Genomic DNA, 24012 nt, shown 5'->3' with positions numbered 1-24012 from the left:
TGAGTGATTATTATCGTTTGGCTTTGAGGGTAAGGATTTTGTCTATCTCAGCAAGAATTATTAGTTGTACGACCGTGCAGCTTACTGACGGCGCATTAGGGCCAAGCCCGCCAGCTCTGACATTTATCCAGATAGGACAATACAAGCCAAAATTTCTAGTTTGCCACAGAGGTCAGCGACCACTCACCAATCGGGCCAGGCAACCTGTCTAATCGGGCCAGTCAAGACGGCAGTGCGAATCTATCGCTAAAGTACCAATAATGGTCTTACCAAATCTGGACTCACCTTACTCGCCTGCGAGGGTTGTTATGTCGATTCGTTTTCGCCTGATGCTGGCATTGTTGTCAGCCGTGATACTGCCGTTACTCATCATTGCCTTGCTGGTCACAATGCAAATCCGTGAGCAGGCAGAGCAGCAGTTTGAACAGCAAGCCAGCGCTGAAATCAGCCATATTGATACGGCTTTTACTCTTTACCTCAACGGTCTGGCAGAAGACGCGACCTTCTTGGCGCACACCAATGCCGTTAAACGTCTGACGGCAGACACGACGACCTACATGGGCATTGAACGTAAAACGCGGGCACAACGTGAAGGCGATGCCGAAGCCGAGGTATTTGCGCTGTTCGATGATTTTGGCCAAGCACGCCCAGATTTGGCTTATGTATTTTTAGGGTTAGATACGGGCGGGTACGTTCAATGGCCCTCCACCTCCACCAGCGACTACGACCCGCGACAGCGCCCTTGGTATCAAGCCACCATGAATTCGGCGACACAACCCGTACGTCCTCCCGCCTATGAGGATTCCAATACAGGTGCACCGCTCATTGACTTTCTTCATACCTTCACCACAGCGTCCGGTATAAAAGGGGTTGTGGGCGTCGATGTGACCTTGGCCAAGCTGACCGATATGGTCAAAGCGGTTAAATTTGGCGAAGAGGGCTACCTTATTTTGATCGAAGAAACCGGCACCATTTTGGCGGACAGTAACAACAGTGAAAATAACTTTAAGAAAGTCGGTGATTTAGGCGGCCCTTATCAGGATTTCTTCCGCAATGATGGTTTATCCATAGTTCAGCTGCATGACCGCAACTGGTACGCCAAAACCATGACCTCACCCGAGCTGGGTTGGAAGTTTATTGGCTTGATTCCTGAGCAAGAGGTCTATGCCACAGCCAACAGTCTAAGAAATACCATTATTCTATTAAGTTTGGTGCTGGTCGCCGTCTTTGCCGTAATCGGCTACTGGATCAGTAAGCTGATTGCCGGCCCGATTGCTGCGGTCACCAAAGGTTTAGAAGAAGTGGCCAGCGGCGAAGGCGATTTAACCAAGCGATTAGAAGTCCGCAGCCATGACGAATCCGGCAAGATGGCTGCAGCCTTTAACCGTTTTATCAGTATGATTCATGCGCTGGTCAGTGATATTAAGCAAGGCGCGGGCAGCGTCAAACAGCAGGCAGAAAATACGTTAAATTCCTCGGAAAACATCAGCAGCGGGGTAGACCAACAGCGCAACGCCATCGAGCAAGTCTCTACCGCCTTTAACGAAATGGTGGCCACCGCCAACGAAGTCTCACGTAATTGCAATGACACCGCCAGCGCCGCCGATGAAAGCCAACAGCACGTGCAACAAGGGCGCGAGTACATCGACCACACCTCCGATGCTGTGCAGCAGTTACAAGCGGTGATTGAATCATCCAACCAAGCGATGCTGGCCTTAGCGGATGAATCCAAAAACATCACCACGATTCTCGATACCATTCGCGGTATTGCCGAGCAAACCAACTTGCTGGCGTTAAATGCCGCCATTGAAGCAGCACGCGCCGGTGAGCAAGGACGCGGATTTGCCGTAGTCGCCGATGAGGTTCGTACTTTGGCCGCCAGAACGGCTGAATCCACGGAAGAAATTGATGCCTTGATCAACTCACTGGTAGAGCGCACCGGCGACGTTTCTGGCAAACTTTCCAGCAGTTTGGAGCACGCCCAGGCAACCAGTGCGGCGACCGAGCAAACCCGCCAAGTATTCGGCCACATTCAAGATTCAGTCACCGCCATTCGCGATATGGCCACACAGATTGCTGCAGCAGCCGAGGAGCAGCATCAGGTTGCAGAAGAAATCAACCAGAATATTATTCATATTAATACTCAGGCCAATAACAGCGCCGATAGCGCTCAGCAACTGCAACATAATTCTGCCGCCACGGGCGATGTCGCAGCAGAGCTCAACCAACTGGTGGCACGTTTTAAGTTATAAAAACGGCGCAGTCAGTTCATTGGTTGGCCGCAGCGAATGCGGTAGGCCCAAGGTGTGTAAGGGCTGACAAATGCTAAAGCGGGAACGGCGTAGCTTAAGGCAGTCTCACCGACAAAGGCTACCAAGCCATTGGAAAAAGTATATTCAGTTTTAATGCTTGCCCAGGGTTTGCCCTGACACTCCAGATATAAATTCACTGGCTCGCTGATTTCGACCATGCCATCCAATGTGGTGTCATGCCATTGCTCTGAGCCATAGCTGCCAACGTAATAATTATCCGGCAAATCTTGCGTGAAGCTGAGGGTGCCACAGCCCGTTAAGCACAAGATGCTGACCAAGAAAAACCAACGACTAACCACCTGAGGCCTCCTCACCATAGGGATGCTCACACCAAACCTTGGCGGTGCGTGGCGTGTAAATCAAGATGGAGGCAAAACTCACAACCATGTCATACAAGCTATTGACTGTCTGCATTTGCATGACCCTTCGTTCGCCACAAATATCACTGACATTGACATTGTGCTCACCCAAAAGCCACGCTAGGTAGTAATCTTTGCTTTCTTTGTAATCTGGCTCGGTGGTCACTTTTTCACCACCATAAGGGCGGATCGTCACGCTTGAACACGCCGTTAAAAACAGCAGTGTGCACAGCATTAATACCCGTATGAGTTTATTATTATCTGCCATGCTGATCCGGCTGACCTCCCTCCCATCGTACTTCAAAACACGCACCGCCCAGAGAAGACGGTGAAATTTTTAGCTCTGCCTGGCACGCATCAATGATTTCTTTGACCAACGCCAAGCCGAAACCTTGGCCGGGCGTGTGTCGATCGAGGCGCACGCCACGCTGCAGTATTTGCTGATACTGCTGCGGCGGCACGCCCGGACCATCGTCTTCAATGCGCAAACAACAGAATTTTCGCTGTCGATACAAGCAAATGTGCACTTGTTGATGGCCATATTTGCAAGCATTGTCGGCTAGGTTACCGATGATCTCCATAAGATCATGGTCGTCTCCATAAAAGAAACAGTCTTTCTCCAGCTCTAGCTGCCAGTGAATCGCTTTATCGATATACACTTTTTTTAACGCCGACACCACCGATTGCAAAACCGGCTCCACCGCAATGCGCTGAGCGGCACTCACCCGCTGGCCCGTCATGGCACGCTGCAACTGATATTGCACCGTATCAGACATGCGTTGCAGTTGCTGCTCAATTTCGCGCTGCTGCTCAGCCGGCAGTGTCAGCTGAGGAAGCATTCCTTGCAGTACCGTCAACGGGGTTTTCAAGCTGTGCGACACATCGGCGACGGTATTGCGGTAGCGCTCGCGCTGACCGTGCTCTGCCGCCAGCACACGATTAAAACTGGACGTCAGTGGCAGCAGCTCGCGTGGGTAATTATCTGCTAGCTGATCACTCTGGCCTTGCTGCAGCATGTTTAATTCTGCCGTCATCCGCCGCAGTGGCCGTAGCCCTAAATACAGCACTAGCATTTGCAGCAGCATGAGCACAATAATGATCTCAGCCAGCATCCACCACAATTGCTGCCGAAACGCTTGGCTGGCAGCGGCCTGGCGCTCGCCCGTGCTGGCCAACACCAAATTGAAGGTGCGCAGTTCACCGCCTTGGCTCAATAACTGCCACTCAAAGCCAAAGCGAGCAATCAGAATTTCTTGCTCGCCGTTGCTGGCGCGGCTGTAATCCCAATCGCCTGGTTCACTCCAACCATGACTAAAGCGCTCTAATCCGCGCGCAGAAATCGATTGCCACAACACTTCGTCCGGCTGCTCTAACACGGCGTATAAGCCAGCACTGGCGTTATTAAAGCGTTGATCTGGCAGTTGTTGCGGCAGCTCAATGCTGGCCCCTTGCTCCTCGATCATGGCCAGCAGGTTGTAGCTGTGGATTTGCATGCGCTCTTTCCAATCTTCTAACTGTCGCTGCTGATACGCGGTATCTAACACGTAGCCGACGGCCGCCATCACTACCAGTAGGAATAGCAAGGTAAACGCCAACAAACGTACCAGTAGCGACTGCTGCATTAATCGGCAAACCGATATCCACGACCGCGCAACGTCGTGATGGGTGCAAAGCCATCGGCTTGGGCTAATTTGCGCCGCAAACGCCCGACCAACACTTCAATAACATTGCTGTCACGGTCAAAGTCTTGTTCATACAGGTAGTCGGTTAACACCGCTTTTGATACCACCTCACCTCGATGACGCATCAAGTACTCCAGAATGCGATGCTCATAAGCGGTTAGCTCCAACGCTTGGCCAGCCAATGAAAACTGTTCTGAGGTCAGGTTAAGCGTCAACGGCCCTGCGGTTAACTCACTGCTGTAACCGCTGGCTCGGCGCAGCAAGGCACGCAAACGAGCCTGCAGCTCTTCAATGTGGAAAGGCTTTTCCATGTAGTCATCGGCGCCAGCTTCTAAGCCCTCCACTTTGGATTTCCAACCGCCGCGAGCCGTCAAAATCAGCACCGGCAACGTGGATTGGCCAGCCCGTAAGCGACGAATCAGCTCGGTACCTTCCAGCTTCGGCAGCCCCAAATCGACCACGGCCACATCAAACGGCAATTCTTGCGCCTGAAACAAACCGTCCACACCGTCATAACACACGGTGACGTCTGCTCCGCTGGCAACCAGTCCCGTCTGCAGCTGTGTTGCCAGCGCCGTGTCATCTTCAACGATCAGTACTTTCATGCACTTCTCCATCTTCAGGCTCAGTCACCGTGGGAGGGGTATCCAGCAAGGTTCCATCCCTGGCATTCATATAAAACACGCGCACACGCCCATTGGCAGACAGCATGCGCAACACATAAACTGGAGGTTTAGAGCTCAGCCACTGCACTTTTAGCAACTGGCCGGATTCCAACAAGGCTAACAGACGGGCCGCTTCTTCAGGGCTGATGATGCCAGCGGGTAAGGGCTGAGGAACTTCGCTGACAAAGTCTTGCTGGCGCTGTTTGGCGGGCTCCTGAATGGACTTCTCCATCCAGCGAGTAAAAGGCACGACGGCGCGCTCAAGCCATTCGGTGGTGGGTGAAATCTGCTCTTCCACCCAGGTGGGCTTATTGTCTTTTGGCTCCGCCTGCGCGCCAACAGCCACACAGCAAAGCAATAGCGTCGCCAAGCCCGAGCGCCAGCGGGCGCTAAGGCGAATGACATGACAGTTGTCATATGGGCAACAGAGAAAAAAACAGCGCACAATCTCAATCCAGTACACAGAGGGCTGCAGCATACCAGCCTGCGACTGAATCGGAACTGAATGTGAACCACCACACCAACATCGAAGCTTTCAACAATCCGATTCAGCCTTCGTTCAGCCAGCGACCGTAAACTGCGGCGCTATAGATAAAAAAACCATGGAGCTCGATATGTCATCTGCCTACTTAGAACAGTTGCAACAGCTGGTCCAGACCAACCGCCAGGTGATGCATAAAAATCGCACAGGGAAGCGCATGTTAAAGCCAACAACCGTTAAACCAGCGGCCATCATTGCACGCCCAGTTGCTGCCAGCCAAGCCGCATGAACAACCTGTATCTATTAGCTTTGGCGTTTCTGAGCTGCGCCTGCAGTTACAGTCAAATGCAAGAGAGCCAACGCTCACATTGCATGAGCGAGTATCCTCCTGAGCAATATGAAGAATGCATGGGCAGTTATCAGATGTCTGAGGAGGAATATTTACGCCAGCGACAGCAGGTGTTGCAAGCCCCAAAAAATGACGCTTCAACACCCTTATCGTTCTGACGTTTAGTTCAGCGCAGCGCCTGAATCAATTGTGCGCGCTGCTCCTCGGTCATGCCACTGGCATTGCCCAACGGCATATAACCGGTACGCAATGCCGGAATAATGCGTGCTGCATTGGCCGTCACTTGTGACCACTGCTCCAACTCAATGCCACCTGGTGGCGCATTAAATGCCGCATGGGAAGGCTTAGCAGCATGGCAAGCCGAGCAATGTGCCGTCACTAACGCCATCGCCTGTTGCTGCGATACGCGCTCACTGCTCTCGGGCAGGGGTTGAGCCGGCTTTGGCAGCATCCAGCCAATCAAGGCAAACAAGGCCAACGCGGCTGCCACCAAAATCCAGGGTTGATGGTTGTCTTGATGCTTTAAATTAAAATAATGACGAGCAAAAGCACTGATGGCGCCGATGAAAGCCAGCACCAGCCAACCTTGCTCATGGCCATAGGTCATAGGGTAATGATTGCTGATCATGATAAAAATCAGCGGCAGGGTGAAATAGTTATTATGGGTGGAGCGCAGCTTGGCTAGCTCGGCAAAATGCGCCTGAGGTGTTTCCCCTGCGGTGACTGCACGCACCAATTCACGCTGCGCCGGCATAATGCCAAACAACACATTGCCCGCCATAATCGAGCCAATCAGTGCTCCGACATGCAAGTACGCCGCCCGATCGCTGAAGATTTGATCCAGCGCCCAAGCAGCCAGCACCAACGCGCTGTACAACAAGGCCGCAAACAGCTTTGGCATCTGCCGTAATGGGCTTTTAAGCAAGGCTTCATACACAGCAAAGCCGCCCGCGAGAAACGCCAAGCTAATGCCAATGGCCTGCCACTGCCCTAAAGCGACTTTTTGTGGGTCAATTAAATACTGCTCAGCGCCCCAATAATACATCACCGACAGCAACGCAAAGCCTGTGAGCCAGGTGGTGTAGGCCTCCCATTTAAACCAATGCAAGGTGCTTGGCATTTGTGGTGGCCCCGCCTGATATTTGGCCACTTCGTAAAACCCGCCGCCATGAATGGCCCACAGGTCTCCTTTAATGCCCTGCTCTTTTTTATGCTCCGGCGGCTCGCGCAGACTTAAATCTAGCCAGATAAAATAAAAAGAAGCGCCGATCCAGGCCACGCCAGCAATGACATGAAACCAGCGAAAAAATAAGTTTAGCCAGTCAAATAAATAGGCTTCCATCAGCTGGCCTCATGTTTGCTGTAGGCTTTTTTACCTGCCACCCAGGTTTCTGCCACACTGCGGTCATCGCCAAGCATGGTCAGACAAAACAAGGTTTCATCTAAGGTATTGCAGCTGGCCTGACGACGTTGCATTAACTCAGTTGCGGCTAAATCCAGCACCACAAAATCGGCTTCTTTACCGGCGGTAAAGTTGCCCAAGCGATCATCCAGCTGCAGCGATTTGGCATTGCCCAACGTCATCATGTAAAACGCCTGCTGTGGTGCTAAACGACTGCCGCGCAGTTGGCACACCTTGTAGGCCTCATTCATCGTCTGCAACATAGAAAAGCTGGTGCCCCCACCCACATCCGTCGCCACACTGACCTCAACCGAGTAAGGTTGATTATCCAGTGGCAATAAGCCACTGCCTAAAAACAAGTTAGAAGTCGGGCAAAACGCAATTTTGCTGCCGGTTTCACTCAGGCGTTGATACTCACTGTCTTCCAGGTGTACCCCATGAGCAAAAGTGCTGTACTCACCCAATAAACCGTAATGGTCGTAAACATCCAGGTAGTTTTTGTGTTCAGGAAACAGCTCTTTCACAAACGCAATTTCATCCAGGTTTTCCGATAAATGCGTTTGCATGTAAACGCCAGGATTGTCTGCCAGCAACTCGCCCGCCGCGGCTAACTGCTCGGGCGTGGAGGTAATGGCGAAACGCGGGGTAACGGCATACAGCTGTCGTCCTTTGCCATGCCAACGATCAATCAAAGCCTGGCTGTCTGCTTTAGAGCGGGCAGCGTCATCACATAAAAAGTCCGGGGCGTTGCGATCCATCATGACTTTGCCACAAATCATGCGGGTATTGAGCGCTTCACTGGCGTGGAAAAAAGCATCGACGGATTGCGGATGTACCGTGCCAAACACCAATCCCGTGGTGGTACCGTTTTTTAACAGCTCACGCAAAAAAAAGTCTGCCGTTTCCGCGGCGTGTTGTGGGTCGGCAAATTTGCCTTCTTGTGGAAAGGTGTAGTTGTTTAACCAGTCAAGCAACTGCTCGCCATACGAAGCAATGACGTCGACCTGAGGGTAATGAATATGGGTATCGATAAACCCTGGGCAAATCAGTGCCTGCTCGTGCTGCGTGACCTCTAGCTGGGGAAATTGCGCCAATATGGCTTCAGCCTCGCCCACAGCCACGACTGTCCCCTGTTCGCTGTCCGTGACCAAAATGCCGTCGGCAAAATACTCGGGCGTATTTTGATCTAAAAAATGCAATATGGCGCCGCGCTGAGCTTGGTAGTTCATTAAATATTCTCTCATCAAAAATCCGAGGCATAGCCTGCCTCAGCCGATCCGCTCACCGCGCGGATCGGGTAGTTCAATTATCGTGTCCGCATCAAACCAGGATTCTTCCAGGTTATTGCCATCGCCCCGGCGGTCGACCACCCAAAAATCACAGACTTTGTCTAACGCCAACAGCGGGTGGTGCCAACAGTTCGGGCGGTAGTTTACGCCAACGCCTTGCGCCACAAACAGCTGCAAGGTGCTTGGGTCTGGCTCGGTCTTTCCCTCGCATACCAGCACCAAATAGGGCGTATTGTCCGCCGGCAAAAATGCCTGACTGCCCAATGGGTGGCGCTCCATCATGGTGATGCGCATTGGCAAGGTGCGCGGCTGGGCGCGAAAAATATTAATAATGCCCTCGCCGTCACCCACACTGACGCTTGCCAACGCATGGTGGCGCTCGGTGGTGCCTTCATTAATCATCAGCGGCGTGGCTTGCGCGGCAATTAAGTCGCCGAAAGGCGCAAAAGCCGCTGCAGTCAGTGGCTGTGGCGTTAACACCCGATGCACAACTAGGACCCCCGATAAGTGGAGTAGCCATTGGCACTGAGCAGCAACGGAATATGGTAGTGCTCATCGGCATTTTCAATTTGAAAATGAATGTCCACCTGGGGGTATAAGCTGATCACACCCTGGTGGCTAAAATACTCAGCCGTGGCGAACGTCAGCCGATACAAGCCCTGCTCACGCTGGCGATCACCGAGCCAGTCAGTAATGCGACCGTCATCGTCGGTTTGAGCGCTCGCCATGTGTTGCCAGCCGTCTTGCTGCCATTGATACAGGCTGACCTCAACATTGGCCGCCGGGCGACCTTTGTGAGTATCCAGAATGTGCGTGGTAATCACACTTTTCATATCCAACCTCTGTTTTATAAGACTCTGTTGCGACTCGTGTGCTACTTCTCTTGGATAAGCTTTTTAAGCCGCAAGTCTGTTATTTGCATTTGATTCGCCGCAGCATTTGCCACCTCTTGATCGCGCTCATTGTCAATGCGCTGCTCTAGTAGGGCCAGCATTTGTTGCGCACTTTTACCGGTGGCAAAGACAATAAAAATAAAGCCGAACTTCTGTTCATAGCTATGGTTCAGCTCACTCAAGCGTTGCAAGGTTTGTTCAGACGCTTGCTGCGCACCACTTTGCTCATTGGCAGCAATCGCCTTGGTATTGGCATACTTTTCACGCAGCGAACTGACATCACCAATTTTGGGATGCGCCTCAAATGCCTGTAAATAATCCGCTTCAGTCAGATGCTGCCAAATGCTTTCTGCCTGCTCACAAAGGGTATGCAGCGAAGCAAAAGGTCGCTGCGCCAACATGGCATCGGCCCAACGTTCGGCCGCACAGCAGCTCAATAACTGCACACGGGCTTGTTCGTCCGTCAGCTGGTTAAATTCATCCAGCGTCATGCTTCAAGCTCCTGATCAGGGTAGCCGTACACCCGCAAGCGACTGATGCCACCGTCGGGGTACATGGCAATTTTAACGTGTGTGAAGCACTGTTGCTGCGTTAACACTTGTTGGCGATAAAAATGCTCAGCATCCGCCGTTAATGGCTGGCGCGAGATAACGGTTTGCCAATCGGCGTTTTCATCCGGGTCGGCATCTGGGCTGTCGATGGCAAATAAGGCAAAGCCATCTGGGTAGTTGCCTTTAAAGTGGGCCGTGTCGACCAATACCTTGGCGATATTGCCACGCGTCGCTAGCTTAATGATCATCCAATCACTGTCACGACCGCCGCGCCGGCGCTTGGTTTCCCAACCATCCCCCATATTGACGCCGCGCCCTGGCATAATGAGATTGCTCATATCACTGAAAAACATATCACTGCAGGCCAGTGGACGAGCGCCATTTTTCACATACGCTAAATCAATGGGCTCACCTGGCAAGCGCCAGTCGCTATTCATTTGCGCCTGTCCATAAGCACGCAAACGGGCAATGCCACCGTCAGGAAACATGGTTAAACGCAGATGGCTATAAAGGCCATCATGGTGGCAGTCGATGTAATTATCGCTATCCGGTTGGACGTCTTGTCGCTCCACCAACGTATGCCACTCGGTATTATCATCCGGTGCCTGGTGACTGATGCAGCCTTCAATTTTTACCTGCTGAGGCGCATTGCCGGCAAAAAAGCGCGTGCACACATTAAAACCACGCAAACGCCCAGCGGCTCCCAGTTTAAGCACGGCCCAGTCAGAGCCATCTTCCAGCTCACCATTTTCTAGGGTGGCTAAGCGCTTGCGCCGACTTTCCCAGCCATCCATCCATTTGCCACGATCTGTGTATTTATCGGCAATAAATACCGGCTCGCTGGCTTTGATAAGATTTTCCATTTCGGCAAAAAAATCATCATTGCAAGCCAGCACCTGTCCACCTAAGCGACGGCTGGCCAAGTCGACCCATTGTTGATAGGGATGTTGCTTTACGGCAGTTGCCATTCGTTATTCTCCTGATTTAACCGGACTCGAGGTATCGCCCTGCAACACCTGCTTTAACTGTTTCCAATGCAGCCCCTGGCGGCGCTGGCGATCTTGGCTGTGTGGTGCAGATATGACTGGCTGCTGCAACAATTGCGCAGCAATGGCAACAGCCACAGCCATGGGTTCTTTGCCCGCCACATCCGGATGGCCAATCGGCATGGTCAGTTGCTGTATATCGGTTTGTGAAAAGCCATCGCGCTGCAAACGCAGCTTGAAACGTTCGGTTTTGGTGGCAGAACCGATACAGCCGACATAGCCCAACTGGCCATGATGCAGTGCCGCTCGAATTAAGTCGTAATCTAATTGGTGATTATGCGTCACGATGACCAGCCGAGCCTGAGCGGGCAAATCGGCCACCTGAGCGACAGGGTCCGCCAGCCATTGGCATGGCGCGCCCGCTTCTTGCGCCAATTTCTGACGGTTATCCAGCCATAGGACAGGTATGGGCAACTGAGCCAAAATGGTCATTAATGCGTGCGCCACGTGGCCAGCACCGAAAATCACCACAGGTGCGGCGCTGGCGATACAGCATTCCAGCAACACACTCACACTGCCACCACAGCACTGACCGGCTTTTGCCGCCAGTGGAACTTGCACCAATTGTTGGCTGTTTTGCCCTTGAGCCAATAATTGTCGCGCCTGCGATATCAGCTGAAATTCAAGCTCACCGCCACCGATGGTGTCGTACTGCTGCTCCGCTGTGACCAGCATTTTACTGCCAGGGTTACGCGGTACCGAACCTGCTGTGCCCATGACCGTCAGCAACACATAGCTGTGCCCTTGTTGCTCGCAGTCCGCTAGGGCTTCAAACCAGCGCACGTTCACGCGCCATGCTCCTGACAATATTGCACGGCATTTAATACTTGCTCAGGGGTCGCGGGCGTATTCAACGGTGGATTTACACGGTAATTCGCCACACTGGCGGCGGCATCGCGCAGGGCGCACCAGACAGAAATGCCGTGCATTAACGGTGGCTCACCCACGGCTTTGGAGCGATAAATGGTTTCTTCGCTGTTGGCTTTATCCCACAAGGTGACCGACATAGCTGGCACATCAATCGACGTAGGAATTTTATAATTGGCTGCCGCATTAGACGCTAGCCGACCTTGCTCATCCCAACTCAGTTCTTCACTGGTCAGCCAGCCCATGCCTTGCACAAAGCCGCCTTCAATTTGGCCGATATCAATGGCAGGGTTTAAAGAGCGCCCAACGTCGTGCAGGATGTCGGTGCGCAATACTTTGTATTCGCCTGTCAGCGTATCCACTTCCACCTCAGAGCATGAAGCGCCTAGGGCATAATAAAAAAATGGACGCCCATTGGCCTGGTCGCGGTTATAGTGAATTTTGGGCGTGCTGTAATAACCCGTTGATGACAAAGATACCCGGTTCTGATAAGCGAGCTGAATAAAATCAGCAAACGTCACCCAGGTTTCTTGCTCGGCTGAGACCACTAAATGGTTATTACAAAAACGCAACGCCTCGCGACTGACACCATAGTGTTGCTGGGCAAAATCCAGCAATCTGGATTTGATGGTTAAGCAGGCATTTTGTGCCGCTTTGGCGTTTAAATCCGTACCGGAAGACGCCGCGGTGGGCGACGTATTGGGTACTTTATCCGTCGCCGTCGCAGACACTTGAATCGTGTCGATATCGACATCAAATTCATTGGCGACCACCTGCGCCACTTTGGTAAATAAACCCTGACCCATCTCCGTGCCACCGTGATTGAGGTGAATCGAGCCATCGGTATAAATATGCACCAAAGCGCCAGCTTGGTTTAAAAACTGGATGGTAAAGGAAATACCAAACTTCACTGGCGTTAAGGCCAAACCACGTTTTTTAAAGCGATGCTGCTGGTTAAAATCGGCAATTGCCCGGCGCCGCGAATAATATTCACACTGGCTAGCCAGGTTCGTCATCAATTCCGCCATAGGAAAGTCTTCTATTTCCTGGCCGTAATGGGTGCTGTCACCGAGTTGGTATAAGTTTTCTAAGCGCACATCCAGTGGGTCGCGCCCCACGGCTCGTGCTACGTCGTCTAATATGCCCTCGCCGATCAACATGCCTTGTGGGCCGCCAAAACCACGAAAGGCGGTGTTCGACACAGTATTGGTTTTACAGCGCTGCCCCAGCACACGCATCGCGGGGTAATGATAGGCATTGTCGATATGAAACATGGCGCGATCGACAATGGCATCGGATAAATCGGGCGAATAGCCACATTTACCCGCCAGCTCAATGTCTGCTGCACACAGTTTGCCCTGCGCATCGAAGCCCACCCGATAACGACCATAAAAGTCATGGCGCTTACCGGTTAATTGCATGTCGTCTTGACGATCAAGGCGCATTTTTATCGGTCGTTTTAAGCGCTTGGCAAATACTGCTGCCAGACACGCCCACTGTGCCGCTTGCGTTTCTTTGCCACCAAAACCGCCGCCCATGCGCCGTACTTCGGTTTGCACATAGTTAATCGGTACATCCAACACCTCAGCCACCAGTTTTTGCACCTCGGTGGGATGCTGGCTGGAGGTATACACCTTCATGCCGCCATCTTCCGTTGGCACCACGTAACTGACCTGACCTTCGAGATAAAAATGCTCTTGTCCTTTGTTATACAGCTCACCGGTTAACATTTTTGGGGCTTGCTGCAAGGCCGCTTCAACATCGCCTTTTTGCATCACATGGGCAGGGCGTACAAACGCATTTTGTTGCAATGCCGCAGCGATGGTTAATATCGGGGTATCGGTCTGATAATCGACTTTTGCCAGCGCCACGGCGCGCTTAGCTTGTTCAAAGCTCTCTGCCGCCACGGCAAAAATGGGCTGGCCATGAAATTCGATGCGCCCATCCGCCAACAAGGGGTCGCCTTTAAATACTGGGCCTATGTCTTTTTCACCGGGCACGTCATCGAGGGTAATGACATCGATCACGCCTTCGGCGCTGCGTACTGCCGTTAAATCTAGCTGGGTAATCTGGCCACAGGTAATGCTGCTTTTGCCCACCGCCACATGCAGTGTGCGCGCCAGCTCCGGCATGTCATCCACATACACCGCCTCACCACTGACGTGTTTGTGTGCACTGTCGTGGGCCAGTGATTGACCACTGCGACCCTTGGCCGGGCGCTGGCGACGTTCGCTGTAAGGCGCCAGTAACGACGACTGATAACTCATATCACTGTCTCCTTCATGCTACCGTCTCCTTCATGCCACCACCTCTTGCTGTGCCCAAGTTTTTAATAACAAGTTACGCACCAACTGTAAGCGATAACCTTGGCTGGCGCGCACATCGTCGATCGGTTGATAGTCTTGCTCCACTTGCTGTGCTGCAGCGAGCACAGTGGCCTCACACCAAGGCTGGCCGGTTAAAGCCTGCTCCACCGTGTAAGCGCGCAGCGGTGTTGCCGCCATGCCACCGCAAGCAATGCGTGCCTGAATAATTTGCTGATCGTCAATCTCCAACCAAGCGGCATACATCACCGCAGAAATGTCGTCGTCGTAGCGCTTTGACACCTTAAAGCAGTGCAGGGTTTGACTCGGGGACAGTTTGGGCAGTATCACCGCACGCAAATATTCGCCGGTGCGCAAGCGGGTTTGCTTATAGCCGGTGAAAAAATCTTGCGCTGCGATTTGATGGCGGCCGTGTATGCCGTCAATTTCCAACTGCGCTCCTAAAGCCAATAACACGGGCGGCGTGTCACCGATGGGCGAGGCATTGGCAATATTGCCGCCCAAGGTACCTAGGTTACGAATTTGGCGAGAGCCGATGCGGTGCAACAGCTCAGCAAAGCTGGGGAAATCTTTTGCAAGTACAGGCTCCAACTGGGTGTACGTCATGCCTGCACCTAACACCAACTGCCCTGACGGCTCATCCGATTGATGTTGCCAGTGCTGCAGCGAGTCGATTTGATGCAGGCAAATCACCGTGTCGAACTGGCTAAAACGCTGGGAAATTTCCAACCCTAGGTCAGTGCCACCGGCCCACAAGGTCGCTTGCGGATATTGTTGCAATAAGGCTTTTAATTGCTCTTCCGTCGCCGGCAAAAACAGCTGCCGTTGCTGTTTTTTAAGAAGTGGTTGCAGCCCATTTTCTTGGCTGACATTTATCTCTTTCGGATCAAAGCTGACAACTGCGTCAGCATTTTTAGCCGGATATTCCCCCATCGCCCGCGCGGCATCGATAATCGGTCGATAGCCGGTGCAGCGGCATAAGTTGCCGGAAATCGCCGCATGAATGGCCTCGTCCTCAGGCACCGGCCATGCATTCAATCGATCAGCTGGTCGATTACTGACCGTCTGGCCAGCAGCGTCAGAATCAGCCTGACTGAATTGCTGCTGATACAGCGCCGCCATCGACATCACAAAGCCGGGTGTGCAATAGCCGCATTGCGAGCCGTGATGGTCAATCAGAGCCTGCTGCGCCGGATGCAATTCGCCATCACTGGCCAGCCCCTGCGGGGTAATCACATAAGCACCATGCACACTGGCCAACAAGGCGATGCAAGCGTTAACAGTGTGGTATTGCAGCCCCTGCTCCGTCACCTGGCCGACCATGACAGTGCAGGCACCGCAGTCGCCGCCAGCACAACCTTCTTTCACATCCACCTGCGCCATTTGAGTGCGCAGGTAACGCAAAATGGTCGATTGCGGATCAGCCTGAGCGTCTTCTACCCAGCGGCCATTTAGATTAAATCGCATCACGGTATCCCCATTTTTTGCCGCTTAGCCCAGGAAATAGCGTATCATGGCGGCCGTTTTTCGGGCCCGCTTGCAGCCCAGACACTTCCGGTTTGCAGCGGTCTTCCGGACAAGACCCTGCAAAAATCTGACCATTTGGTCAAGTGTATAACCATCATATCCTAATGGGTGGATTTTTCGCAGTGGCAAACTAATTGCTAAGACTGTCCAACTGGTCAGCTTTATCAACTGAGGTTTCACTGTGAGTTCCAGCGAACGCTTGCACCTGCAAGGCATCACCAAAGCCTACCCCGGGTGCATCGCCAATGACGCCGTTGAACTGCGCGTTAATAGTGGCGAAATTCACGCCCTACTGGGCGAAAACGGCGCCGGCAAAAGCACCTTGATGAAAATTATTTACGGTGTGATTGCGCCCGATGCCGGCCAACTGTTGTGGCATGGCCAGCCGCAAGTCATCAGCGGCCCCAGCCATGCCCGCCAGCTTGGCATTGGCATGGTGTTTCAACACTTCTCGTTATTTGAAACGCTGACGGTGGCAGAAAACATCGCCCTCGGCTTGCCCGCCGACCAAGCCAAAGACATGGCGGCGCTCGAAGCGCGTATCCGTGAGGTGTCCGAGCACTACGGCATGGCGCTGGATCCTAAACGCCTGGTGTATACCCTATCGGTAGGTGAGCAGCAGCGCGTCGAGATCGTGCGCTGCTTGCTGCAAGACATTGAGCTGCTCATCTTGGATGAGCCAACCTCGGTGCTCACCCCTCAAGAAGTGCAGCAACTGTTTAGAACGCTGAAAACCCTGGCCAGCGAAGGCTGCTCCATCCTGTTTATTTCGCACAAGCTGGATGAGGTAGTAGAGCTGTGCAATGCCGCCACAGTGCTGCGCCACGGCCAGGTTACCGGGCATTGCAACCCACAGCACACCACCAGCGGTGAGCTGGCACGCATGATGGTAGGGGACGACACGCCGCTGAGCGAAAACTACAGCAAAGCCCAAGGCACCCGCGTCGCATTAGACGCCAAGGACTTATGCTACCAACCTGAAGACCCCTTTGGCGTGCGCCTAGAGCAGTTAGCACTGCAGGTCAAAGCCGGTGAAATTCTCGGCATTGCCGGTGTAGCGGGCAATGGCCAAGACGAGCTGATGGGGCTGCTATCCGGTGAAGAGCGCCAAGACAGTGGCAGCATCCAGCTCAATGGCACAGCCATCGAACACCTCAGCCCAGATCAGCGCCGCCAACTCGGCTTTGCCTTTGTACCGGAGGAGCGCTTAGGTCGCGGTGCCGTGCCCGATATGTCGCTGGTCGATAACGCCCTGTTAAGTGCTAGCCATACCGGGTTAAAGCGCAAAGGTTGGATTCGTTATCCAGCCGTGCGCCAGTTCGCTCGCCATATTATTGACCGCTACAACGTCAAATGCGCCGACGAAGACGCCCAAGCCAAAAGTTTATCGGGCGGCAACTTGCAAAAATTCATTATTGGCCGCGAAATCGAGCAACAACCTAAGTTTTTGGTGTGTTCCCACCCGACCTGGGGCGTCGATATTGGCGCTGCCATTTTAATTCGCCACTCGCTGATTCATTTGCGCGATCAAGGCGCCGCGATTTTGGTGATTTCCGAAGATATTGACGAGCTGTATCAGATCAGTGACCGCATTGGTGCTATTTGTGACGGCCGTTTATCCCCCATCGCGCCAACACAAAGTGTTTCTATTGAACAACTGGGCCAGTGGATGGCCGGTCAGTTTTCTGACCCACAGCCACAACAACCCGAGGTAAGTCATGCTTAAACTGGAAAAGCGCCCGTCCGACTCGCGCTTAATGGCTTATTTATCGCCATTGATTGCCATCCTGCTCACCCTGCTCTGCGGTGGCATTTTGTTTGTCTTTTTAGGGCACGATCCATTCGCGGCCTTACATACATTTTTTATTGCCCCATTGACCAGTGTGTATGGCTGGACCGAGCTGGGGATCAAAGTCGCACCGTTATTGCTGTGTGCCATGGGACTCACATTGTGCTTTCGCGCCAAAATTTGGAACATCGGCGCCGAGGGTCAGTTCATTATGGGCGCTTTGGGTGGCAGCATTGCCGCACTGCAGTTCCTCGATGCCGACAGTCGCTGGGCACTGGTGCCTATTTTATTAGCCGGCACCTTAAGTGGCTTGGGCTGGGCTGCGTTGGCCGCGTGGCTAAAAACCCGCTTTAACGCCAATGAAATTTTAACCACCATCATGCTCAACTATGTAGCGCTAAATGCGCTGCTATACGGTGTGCATGGGCCATTAAAAGACCCTGAAGGCTTTAACTTTCCAGAATCTGCGCTGTTTGCCGACGCCACCTTGCTGCCGGTATTTAGCGACGATTATCGCTTAAATATTTCCATCTTATTTGCCCTGCTGGCGATGGTGGCTATCTGGACACTGATGGCACGCAGCTGGGTTGGCTATCAAATTCGCGTGCTCGGTGAAGATGCCAAAGCCGCACGCTACGCCGGTTTTAAAGACAAGCAACTGACCTGGTTTGCCTTGCTGGCCTGCGGTGCACTGGCCGGTTTAGCCGGTGTTTCCGAAGTCACGGGGCCGCTCGGGCAACTGGTGCCACAAGTGTCACCTGGCTATGGCTACGCCGCCATTATTGTGGTGTTTTTAGGCCGAATGCAGCCGCTGGGCATTTTATTCGCCTCCATGTTATTGGCACTGACCTACATGGGCGGTGAAATGGTGCAAATGGAAATGACCTTGCCCAAATCCCTTACCGGGCTGTTCCAGGGCATGTTGCTGTTTTTCTTGCTGGCAACGGATTTTCTGATTGCCTATCGACTGGTCTGGCGCCGCCAGCCCGCTTCCCATTCGACCACCGCAAGCCAGGCCTGAGTCATGGATATTGATCTAATTACCAATATTTTATACGCCACCATTCGCACCGGCACACCGTTAATTCTGATCGCCCTAGGCGAAATGGTGTGTGAGAAATCCGGTGTGTTAAACCTCGGCCAAGAGGGCATGCTGCTGGTGGGCGCTGTGATTGGCTTTATCGCCGCCACCGTCACCGGCAACTTATTTATTGCCGTTTGGTTTGCCATATTTGCTGGCATGTTGATGGCCTTGCTGTTTGGCTTTTTGGCCATTTCACTGGCCTCTAACCAAGTGGCCACCGGTTTGGCGCTGACCATCTTTGGTACTGGCCTGAGCGCGTTTTTGGGCAGCAACTATGTTGGCATTGGCTTGGATGGCATGCAGCCGCTGGCCATTCCATTGCTCAGCGACCTCCCAGTTATTGGCAAGGTTCTATTCCAGCACGATCCTCTGGTGTACGTGGCGCTAACCCTATTTGCCTTGGTGTTTTGGCTGTTTAAGTACAGCCGCTTGGGGTTAAAAATTCGCGCTGTTGGTGAAAACCCAGAAGCCGCCAATGCCATTGGCATTAACGTGCAGCTGCTGCGCTACGCCGCGGTGCTATTTGGCGGTGCCATGACAGGCTTAGCCGGGGCTTATTTATCGCTGGCGTACACGCCTATGTGGTCAGAGGGCATGTCAGCCGGGCGCGGCTGGATTGCACTGGCACTGGTGGTGTTTGCCAGCTGGAAAGCCGAGCGCATTTTGTTAGGTGCGTACTTATTTGGTTTTGCCAGTATTTTGCATTTGGTGCTGCAAGGCACGCGCTTTGAAGTACCGCCCAATATTATGGCCATGTTGCCGTATGTTGCGACCATTGTGGTGTTGGTATGGCTATCCAGCGATGCCGTTAAAACCCGTTTGAGCGCACCTAAATCCATCGGCCGCCCCTACCGGCCAATGAGTTAATCTGGAAGGAGAGAGACATGACAATTAAAAAACTGATGGTCGCCGCCGGCCTGGCCTTTGCGGCTAGCGCCAGCCAGGCAGAACCGCTCAACATCGGCTTTGTTTACGTTGGCCCAGTCGGCGATGCCGGTTGGACTTACGGCCATGATGCAGCGCGTAAAGCGGTAGAAGAAAAATTTGGTGATAAAGTCAAAACCACCTACGTCGAGAGCGTGGCAGAAGGTGCTGACTCGGCCCGAGTGATTCGCAACCTGGCACAAAAAGGCAACGAGCTGATTTTTACCACCTCGTTTGGCTACATGAACCCAACCCTAAAAGTGGCGCGCAAGTTCCCCAAAGTTAAATTTGAACACGCTACCGGTTACAAGCAGGGTAAAAACGTCGGCAACTACATGGCCCGTGCGTATCAAGGCCGTTATTTAACGGGTTTAGTTGCTGGCAGCATGACCGAAAGCAATACCCTGGGTTACGTTGCCTCTTTCCCTATTCCTGAAGTGGTGCGCGGCATTAATGCCTTTACCAAAGGCGCGCGTGAAGTGAACCCAGATGTAAAAGTAAAAGTCATCTGGATCAGCAGCTGGTACGATCCAGCCAAAGAGCGCGAAGCGGCCGAAACCTTGATGCTGCAAGGCGCTGATGTACTTACTCAGCACACAGACTCTGCGGCAGTTATTCAAGCCGCCGAAGCCAAAGGCAAATACGCCATCGGTTATCACACCGATATGTCGGCCTACGGTAAAAGTGCTCACCTGACCTCCACCATTCACAATTGGGCGCCGCTCTATATTGCCAAAGCCGAAGCCGTGATGAATGGCACTTGGGAATCACAAAGCCTGTGGTATGGCCTGAAAGAAGGCGTTACCGATATCGCGCCGTTTAACGCTGCGGTACCGGCCGAGGTACGTACCTTGGTAGAAGAGAAAAAAGCGCAAATTAAGGCCGGTGAACTGCAAGTGTTCGCAGGCCCGATCAAAGATCAGCAAGGCACAGAGCGCGTTAAAGTCAATGAAAGCCTGGCAGATGACGATCTCAAAGGCATGAACTGGCACGTCGAAGGTGTCGATAGCAAATTACCCGAAGCTTGATAAAGAGAGAAAGCAGTCATGAAAAAAGTAGTCATTGGCACCTTGTTAAGCGCCGCCATTGCGGTCCCCGCTCAAGCAGAGCAATACTGGGCAGATAACAGTGTGTCTGTGTTGTATGGCGAAGATTACAAGCTGGTACCCGAAGAAAAACTCACCACCATGACACTGGAGCACGCCTCTGGTCATAGCTGGGGCGGCTTGTTTTTCTTCGTCGATCGCCATGTTGGCGAAACGCCAGAAGGCGGCACTCAGTTTAAAGAAACCTACGGTGAGTTTTCACCCAAGGTTCACCTGGTGAAAATGGACGGTTTTGTCAGCGCCATTAACGCTGCCTTTACCTACGAGTTTGGCTCGACCAGCGACGCCTCTGGCCAGCAGGACAACTACCTGTACGGTGTTGGCGCTGACCTGGCGGTGCCGGGCCTAAACTACGCCAGCGCCACCTATTTCTACGCCAACAACGAAAATGTTGAAAACGACCATCAGCTGACATTGACCTATGGCTGGAACCAGGGCAATTTCAATATTGATGGTTACATCGACTATTCCACCGCAACCGAAGACCTGGACGCCCAGTTCCACTTCAACCCACAAATCACCTATAACGTTGGCCCGGCACTGGGGATCAGCAACAAGGTGAAAGTCGGTGTGGAATACAGCTACTGGAACAACAAGTTTGGTTTGAAATTCATCGATGATGAAGACAAGGACCAAAATGCAGTAAGCTTTATCATCAAAGCGCATTTGTAAGCGTTAATGATAACCTAGGGGCCTCTAAAAACCTCAGAGTCGAAATTTTGGCTAGGCAAAAATCGTCAACAAAGCGGAGTTTACTGCAGTAAATGAGCACTGCTTGGCGATTTTTAACGACACCAAAATGATAAAAAGGGGTTTTTAGGTTCCCCTAGGGCAGCACTGGCTGCCCTTTGTGATTACCAGCTGTTGTAGGAAGTTGATCATGACCACACAGAAGTATAAGCCGGGCAAAATCCGTGAGCGCAATGAGGAAAACATCCTCGCCGCCGCTGAGCGTGAGTTTGTTCGCAACGGTTTTAAAGGCACCAGTATGCAGGCCATCGCCGATCGTGCGGAGGTTCCCAAGGCCAATGTGCATTATTACTTTAAGAGCAAAGCCAATCTGTATAAGGCTTTATTAAGTCATATTATGCAGAGCTGGAACGAAGTGCTGGAAGACATTAGCCCAGCCGATGACCCAGCAGAAGTGCTGAGCCGCTTTATTGCCGTTAAAGTTCAACAGTCCTACCTCAACCCCAACGGCTCCAAAATCTTTGCCATGGAAATTATCCAGGGTGCACCGCACTTAAAAGAACATTTAAGCCAAGAAATGCGCCATTGGGTAAAAGACAAAAGCGCCGTGATTCAAAGCTGGATAGACCAGGGCAAGCTGCGTCCAGTGGACCCCATGCATTTGATTTTTATGATCTGGTCCACCACCCAGCACTACGCCGACTTTGAAACTCAGGTATTGGAGGTGTCGAATAAGCGCCAATACGAGCTCGAAGACATCGAGCGCATTACCCACTTTTTGCAAGACATGATTTTGACCGGTTGCGGTCTTAAGCCCAGCCCTCAGTAACAGCGCCTACCTAGCAGAGTCCGATTCTGAGGAGCCCTTCGCTAAGGTTTGCTCCTCACGCGTCACATCCACCGGAATCGTCAGCACCAAATGTGCACCTCGAGTGCTGTTTTCCGCGCGTATCTGGCCGGCCAGAATCTGGCTGACCAGGTTATACACCAAATGTAACCCTAAGCCGGTGCTGCCTTGTGAACGGCGGGTGGTATAAAACGGGTCAAAGGCGTGCGCACGAATTTCCTCAGACATGCCGATGCCATCGTCGATAAATTCCAGCGTTAGCCAATCTTCCTCATCACAACGCGCGGTAATGCTAATCTGCATTGGCCCGCCTTCAGGGTAACCATGCTCAATGCTGTTAGCCAAAATCGAGCGAACCACGGTAATAAAACTGCTTTGATAGGTGTTGAGCCAAACATCGGCCAGCTGTACATCCAGCTGCAGCCGATCAGCCACGCCATAATCTGCCACCAGGTCAAACAACTCCACACCAACGTCAGCCAAGCGAAAGCGTCGTCGAGCTTCTTGCTGCGGCTGTACCGCCAAACGTTTAAAGGTATTAACGATGGCAATCGCACGCTGCAAGTTGTTTTCCAGCAAAACCAGTGCCTCGCGCATATCGTCGTCGCTTTGTGCTTGTTGCAGCTGCTCTTTTAAAAAGCTGTGTGCTGTTAAAGCCGTGCCCAGCGGGGTATTTAACTCATGAGCAACGCCGGCAATCAAACCACCCAGCTGCGCCATTTTTTCTGACGTGACGAGTTGCTGCTGGGTACTGCGCAGCTCCTCCATCGATTGTTGCAAACTCTGAAACGCCTGGCTTAAGCGCCGCGTGCGATTTTCAACTTGCTGCTCCAGAGTGTTGTTCAGTTCTTGCAAGCGGGCGCTGGCCAAATCACGCTCCGCCAGTGTTTGCAGCACACGCTGGCGTTGCCGATCGATCGCCTGCACCAAACGGGTCAGCTCATCCGGTCGTCCACGACGTTGCAACGTCGGCCCAACGCTTAAATCATCGCGATCCGCCCAGGCGGCTAAGCTATCTAGGTGGCGAGTGATCATGCGGTTCACCAGCAGTAAGATCACAGCCGAGATCAATAATGTGCGCACAAACTGGGAAACCAAAATCGTCACGGCCTTACCGTACACCGCCGCCAAGATGCGCTCATGATCCACCTGCAGGGTCAGCACGCCCAGCTGATGATGACGTTGTTTGGCCGTATACAGAAGCTCAAAATCTTGCGCTTCTAGCTGCTGACCAGCGCTTACTTCTCCTACCTCGATCACCACGCCAAATTCATCACTAACTGTCGCTTTTTCGACATAAGGCAGGTTGACCATACCCTGCAGCTGAGCTTCGAGTTGGGTTTCATCCATGTTCCACAAGCTGATGGCAACGCTATCCAAATAGGTCAGTTGAATGTGCTCCAGCGCTTGGCGCGCATCCGACACCTCGCTTTGATAATCGCGCCAAAGAATAAAACCCGTCATGAGCAAAGTAACCAGGGAGCTGCTGAGCAAGATCGCCAGCAGCAGTTTGCGGCTTAGAACGCCAGCTTTGGACATGCATCAGCTCCACCTAACCAGCCGCCCCAGCGACCCCTGCTGTGAGCCTAGCAGTGACCCACTTGAACCGCTATAGCCGCCTCAAGTGCGCGACAGTACTGACGTGGAAGCATTCTCATCGCTGACAGGTTCATCACGACTGCGCCCAGGTAACAAGCTGTTAAGCAATAACGCCGATAAACCACTCACCGTTACTGCCGAGCCTGACTCTGATAAACTGCGCTGAGCAGATTAACACGCAAGTCACTGCTGTTGATGGCGCTTATGCGCCCTACAGAAACAGAGT

Annotated in this window: 23 protein-coding genes; 8 read left to right on the top strand and 15 right to left on the bottom strand. The window is 52.7% G+C overall.

Translation table 11 applies throughout. The annotated features are described in order from the left end of the window. Positions 1-308: 308 nt before the first annotated feature. Positions 309-2252: a methyl-accepting chemotaxis protein gene (locus tag IE090_RS03860; RefSeq protein ID WP_189387032.1), complete on the top strand. Its 1944-nt coding sequence runs from the start codon at positions 309-311 to the stop codon at positions 2250-2252. Positions 2253-2263: 11 nt separating this feature from the next. Here the strand turns inward: IE090_RS03860 and IE090_RS03855 are convergent, their stop codons facing one another. From IE090_RS03855 to IE090_RS03835, 5 genes are read right to left on the bottom strand one after another with little or no spacing between them, the layout of a single operon-like run. Then, positions 2264-2611 carry a hypothetical protein gene (locus IE090_RS03855; RefSeq protein ID WP_189387031.1) on the bottom strand — a complete coding sequence of 116 codons (348 nt, stop codon included), beginning with the start codon at positions 2609-2611 and terminating at the stop codon, positions 2264-2266. Beyond that, positions 2604-2939, bottom strand: coding sequence for a Bor family protein (locus IE090_RS03850; protein WP_189387030.1), 336 nt, complete (start codon positions 2937-2939; stop codon positions 2604-2606). The genes IE090_RS03855 and IE090_RS03850 overlap by 8 nt, the downstream gene beginning before the upstream one ends. After that, positions 2929-4293 (bottom strand): ATP-binding protein, encoded by a 1365-nt coding sequence (locus IE090_RS03845; protein ID WP_189387029.1) that lies wholly within the window; start codon positions 4291-4293, stop codon positions 2929-2931. The genes IE090_RS03850 and IE090_RS03845 overlap by 11 nt, the downstream gene beginning before the upstream one ends. After that, the gene (locus IE090_RS03840) at positions 4293-4958 is read right to left on the bottom strand and encodes a response regulator transcription factor (protein ID WP_189387028.1); all 666 of its coding nucleotides are present in this window, start codon (positions 4956-4958) and stop codon (positions 4293-4295) included. The genes IE090_RS03845 and IE090_RS03840 overlap by 1 nt, the downstream gene beginning before the upstream one ends. Next, positions 4939-5496 (bottom strand): PepSY domain-containing protein, encoded by a 558-nt coding sequence (locus IE090_RS03835; protein ID WP_189387027.1) that lies wholly within the window; start codon positions 5494-5496, stop codon positions 4939-4941. Before IE090_RS03835 ends, IE090_RS03840 begins: the two co-directional genes overlap by 20 nt. 136 nt (positions 5497-5632) lie before the next feature. Here IE090_RS03835 and IE090_RS03830 point away from each other — a divergent pair, with 136 nt between their 5' ends. Then, positions 5633-5788: a hypothetical protein gene (locus IE090_RS03830; RefSeq protein ID WP_189387026.1), complete on the top strand. Its 156-nt coding sequence runs from the start codon at positions 5633-5635 to the stop codon at positions 5786-5788. 226 nt (positions 5789-6014) lie between these two features. Here the strand turns inward: IE090_RS03830 and IE090_RS03825 are convergent, their stop codons facing one another. The 9 genes from IE090_RS03825 to xdhA are packed head-to-tail and all read right to left on the bottom strand — an operon-like array spanning position 6015 to position 15687. Beyond that, on the bottom strand, positions 6015-7190 hold the full coding sequence (locus IE090_RS03825) for a urate hydroxylase PuuD (RefSeq protein WP_189387025.1): 1176 nt from the start codon (positions 7188-7190) through the stop codon (positions 6015-6017). Continuing rightward, positions 7190-8494: a guanine deaminase gene (gene guaD / locus IE090_RS03820; protein ID WP_229815455.1), complete on the bottom strand. Its 1305-nt coding sequence runs from the start codon at positions 8492-8494 to the stop codon at positions 7190-7192. The genes IE090_RS03825 and guaD overlap by 1 nt, the downstream gene beginning before the upstream one ends. Before the next feature lie 24 nt (positions 8495-8518). Then, positions 8519-9028 (bottom strand): ureidoglycolate lyase, encoded by a 510-nt coding sequence (locus IE090_RS03815; RefSeq protein WP_189387024.1) that lies wholly within the window; start codon positions 9026-9028, stop codon positions 8519-8521. Between the two features lie 2 nt (positions 9029-9030). Then, a complete protein-coding gene (uraH, locus tag IE090_RS03810) occupies positions 9031-9372 on the bottom strand; it encodes a hydroxyisourate hydrolase (protein ID WP_189387023.1) in 342 nt (113 codons plus the stop codon). 41 nt (positions 9373-9413) lie between these two features. Continuing rightward, positions 9414-9923, bottom strand: a complete 510-nt coding sequence (gene uraD, locus IE090_RS03805; protein WP_189387022.1) for a 2-oxo-4-hydroxy-4-carboxy-5-ureidoimidazoline decarboxylase — start codon at positions 9921-9923, stop codon at positions 9414-9416. Continuing rightward, positions 9920-10951 (bottom strand): allantoicase, encoded by a 1032-nt coding sequence (alc, locus tag IE090_RS03800; RefSeq protein WP_189387021.1) that lies wholly within the window; start codon positions 10949-10951, stop codon positions 9920-9922. The genes uraD and alc overlap by 4 nt, the downstream gene beginning before the upstream one ends. A 3-nt stretch (positions 10952-10954) precedes the next feature. Further along, positions 10955-11818: a xanthine dehydrogenase accessory protein XdhC gene (xdhC, locus tag IE090_RS03795; protein WP_229815453.1), complete on the bottom strand. Its 864-nt coding sequence runs from the start codon at positions 11816-11818 to the stop codon at positions 10955-10957. Next, the gene (xdhB, locus tag IE090_RS03790) at positions 11815-14163 is read right to left on the bottom strand and encodes a xanthine dehydrogenase molybdopterin binding subunit (RefSeq protein WP_189387020.1); all 2349 of its coding nucleotides are present in this window, start codon (positions 14161-14163) and stop codon (positions 11815-11817) included. Before xdhB ends, xdhC begins: the two co-directional genes overlap by 4 nt. Before the next feature lie 30 nt (positions 14164-14193). After that, positions 14194-15687, bottom strand: a complete 1494-nt coding sequence (gene xdhA / locus IE090_RS03785; protein WP_189387019.1) for a xanthine dehydrogenase small subunit — start codon at positions 15685-15687, stop codon at positions 14194-14196. 241 nt (positions 15688-15928) lie between these two features. On the opposite strand from xdhA, the gene IE090_RS03780 reads away from it, so the two are divergent. From IE090_RS03780 to IE090_RS03755, 6 genes are all read left to right on the top strand, one after another. Next, the gene (locus IE090_RS03780) at positions 15929-17473 is read left to right on the top strand and encodes an ABC transporter ATP-binding protein (protein WP_189387018.1); all 1545 of its coding nucleotides are present in this window, start codon (positions 15929-15931) and stop codon (positions 17471-17473) included. Further along, on the top strand, positions 17466-18557 hold the full coding sequence (locus IE090_RS03775; RefSeq protein WP_189387017.1) for an ABC transporter permease: 1092 nt from the start codon (positions 17466-17468) through the stop codon (positions 18555-18557). Before IE090_RS03780 ends, IE090_RS03775 begins: the two co-directional genes overlap by 8 nt. Positions 18558-18560: 3 nt before the next feature. Further along, a complete protein-coding gene (locus IE090_RS03770) occupies positions 18561-19487 on the top strand; it encodes an ABC transporter permease (protein WP_189387016.1) in 927 nt (308 codons plus the stop codon). 17 nt (positions 19488-19504) lie between these two features. After that, positions 19505-20572 (top strand): BMP family ABC transporter substrate-binding protein, encoded by a 1068-nt coding sequence (locus tag IE090_RS03765; protein ID WP_189387015.1) that lies wholly within the window; start codon positions 19505-19507, stop codon positions 20570-20572. Positions 20573-20590: 18 nt separating this feature from the next. After that, positions 20591-21322, top strand: a complete 732-nt coding sequence (locus IE090_RS03760; RefSeq protein ID WP_189387014.1) for a hypothetical protein — start codon at positions 20591-20593, stop codon at positions 21320-21322. Between the two features lie 208 nt (positions 21323-21530). Beyond that, positions 21531-22169, top strand: a complete 639-nt coding sequence (locus IE090_RS03755; protein WP_189387013.1) for a TetR/AcrR family transcriptional regulator — start codon at positions 21531-21533, stop codon at positions 22167-22169. A 6-nt stretch (positions 22170-22175) separates the two neighbouring features. Here IE090_RS03755 and IE090_RS03750 read toward each other — a convergent pair whose 3' ends face one another. Continuing rightward, entirely contained in the window at positions 22176-23726 is a 1551-nt protein-coding gene (locus IE090_RS03750; protein ID WP_189387012.1) for a sensor histidine kinase, read from the bottom strand. Positions 23727-24012: the final 286 nt, after the last annotated feature.

The organism is Bacterioplanes sanyensis, assembly GCF_014652515.1.
Classification (GTDB): domain Bacteria; phylum Pseudomonadota; class Gammaproteobacteria; order Pseudomonadales; family Oceanobacteraceae; genus Bacterioplanes; species Bacterioplanes sanyensis.
The sequence above is the reverse complement of the archived record's forward strand: the minus strand, read 5'-3'. Positions and strand labels throughout refer to the sequence as shown.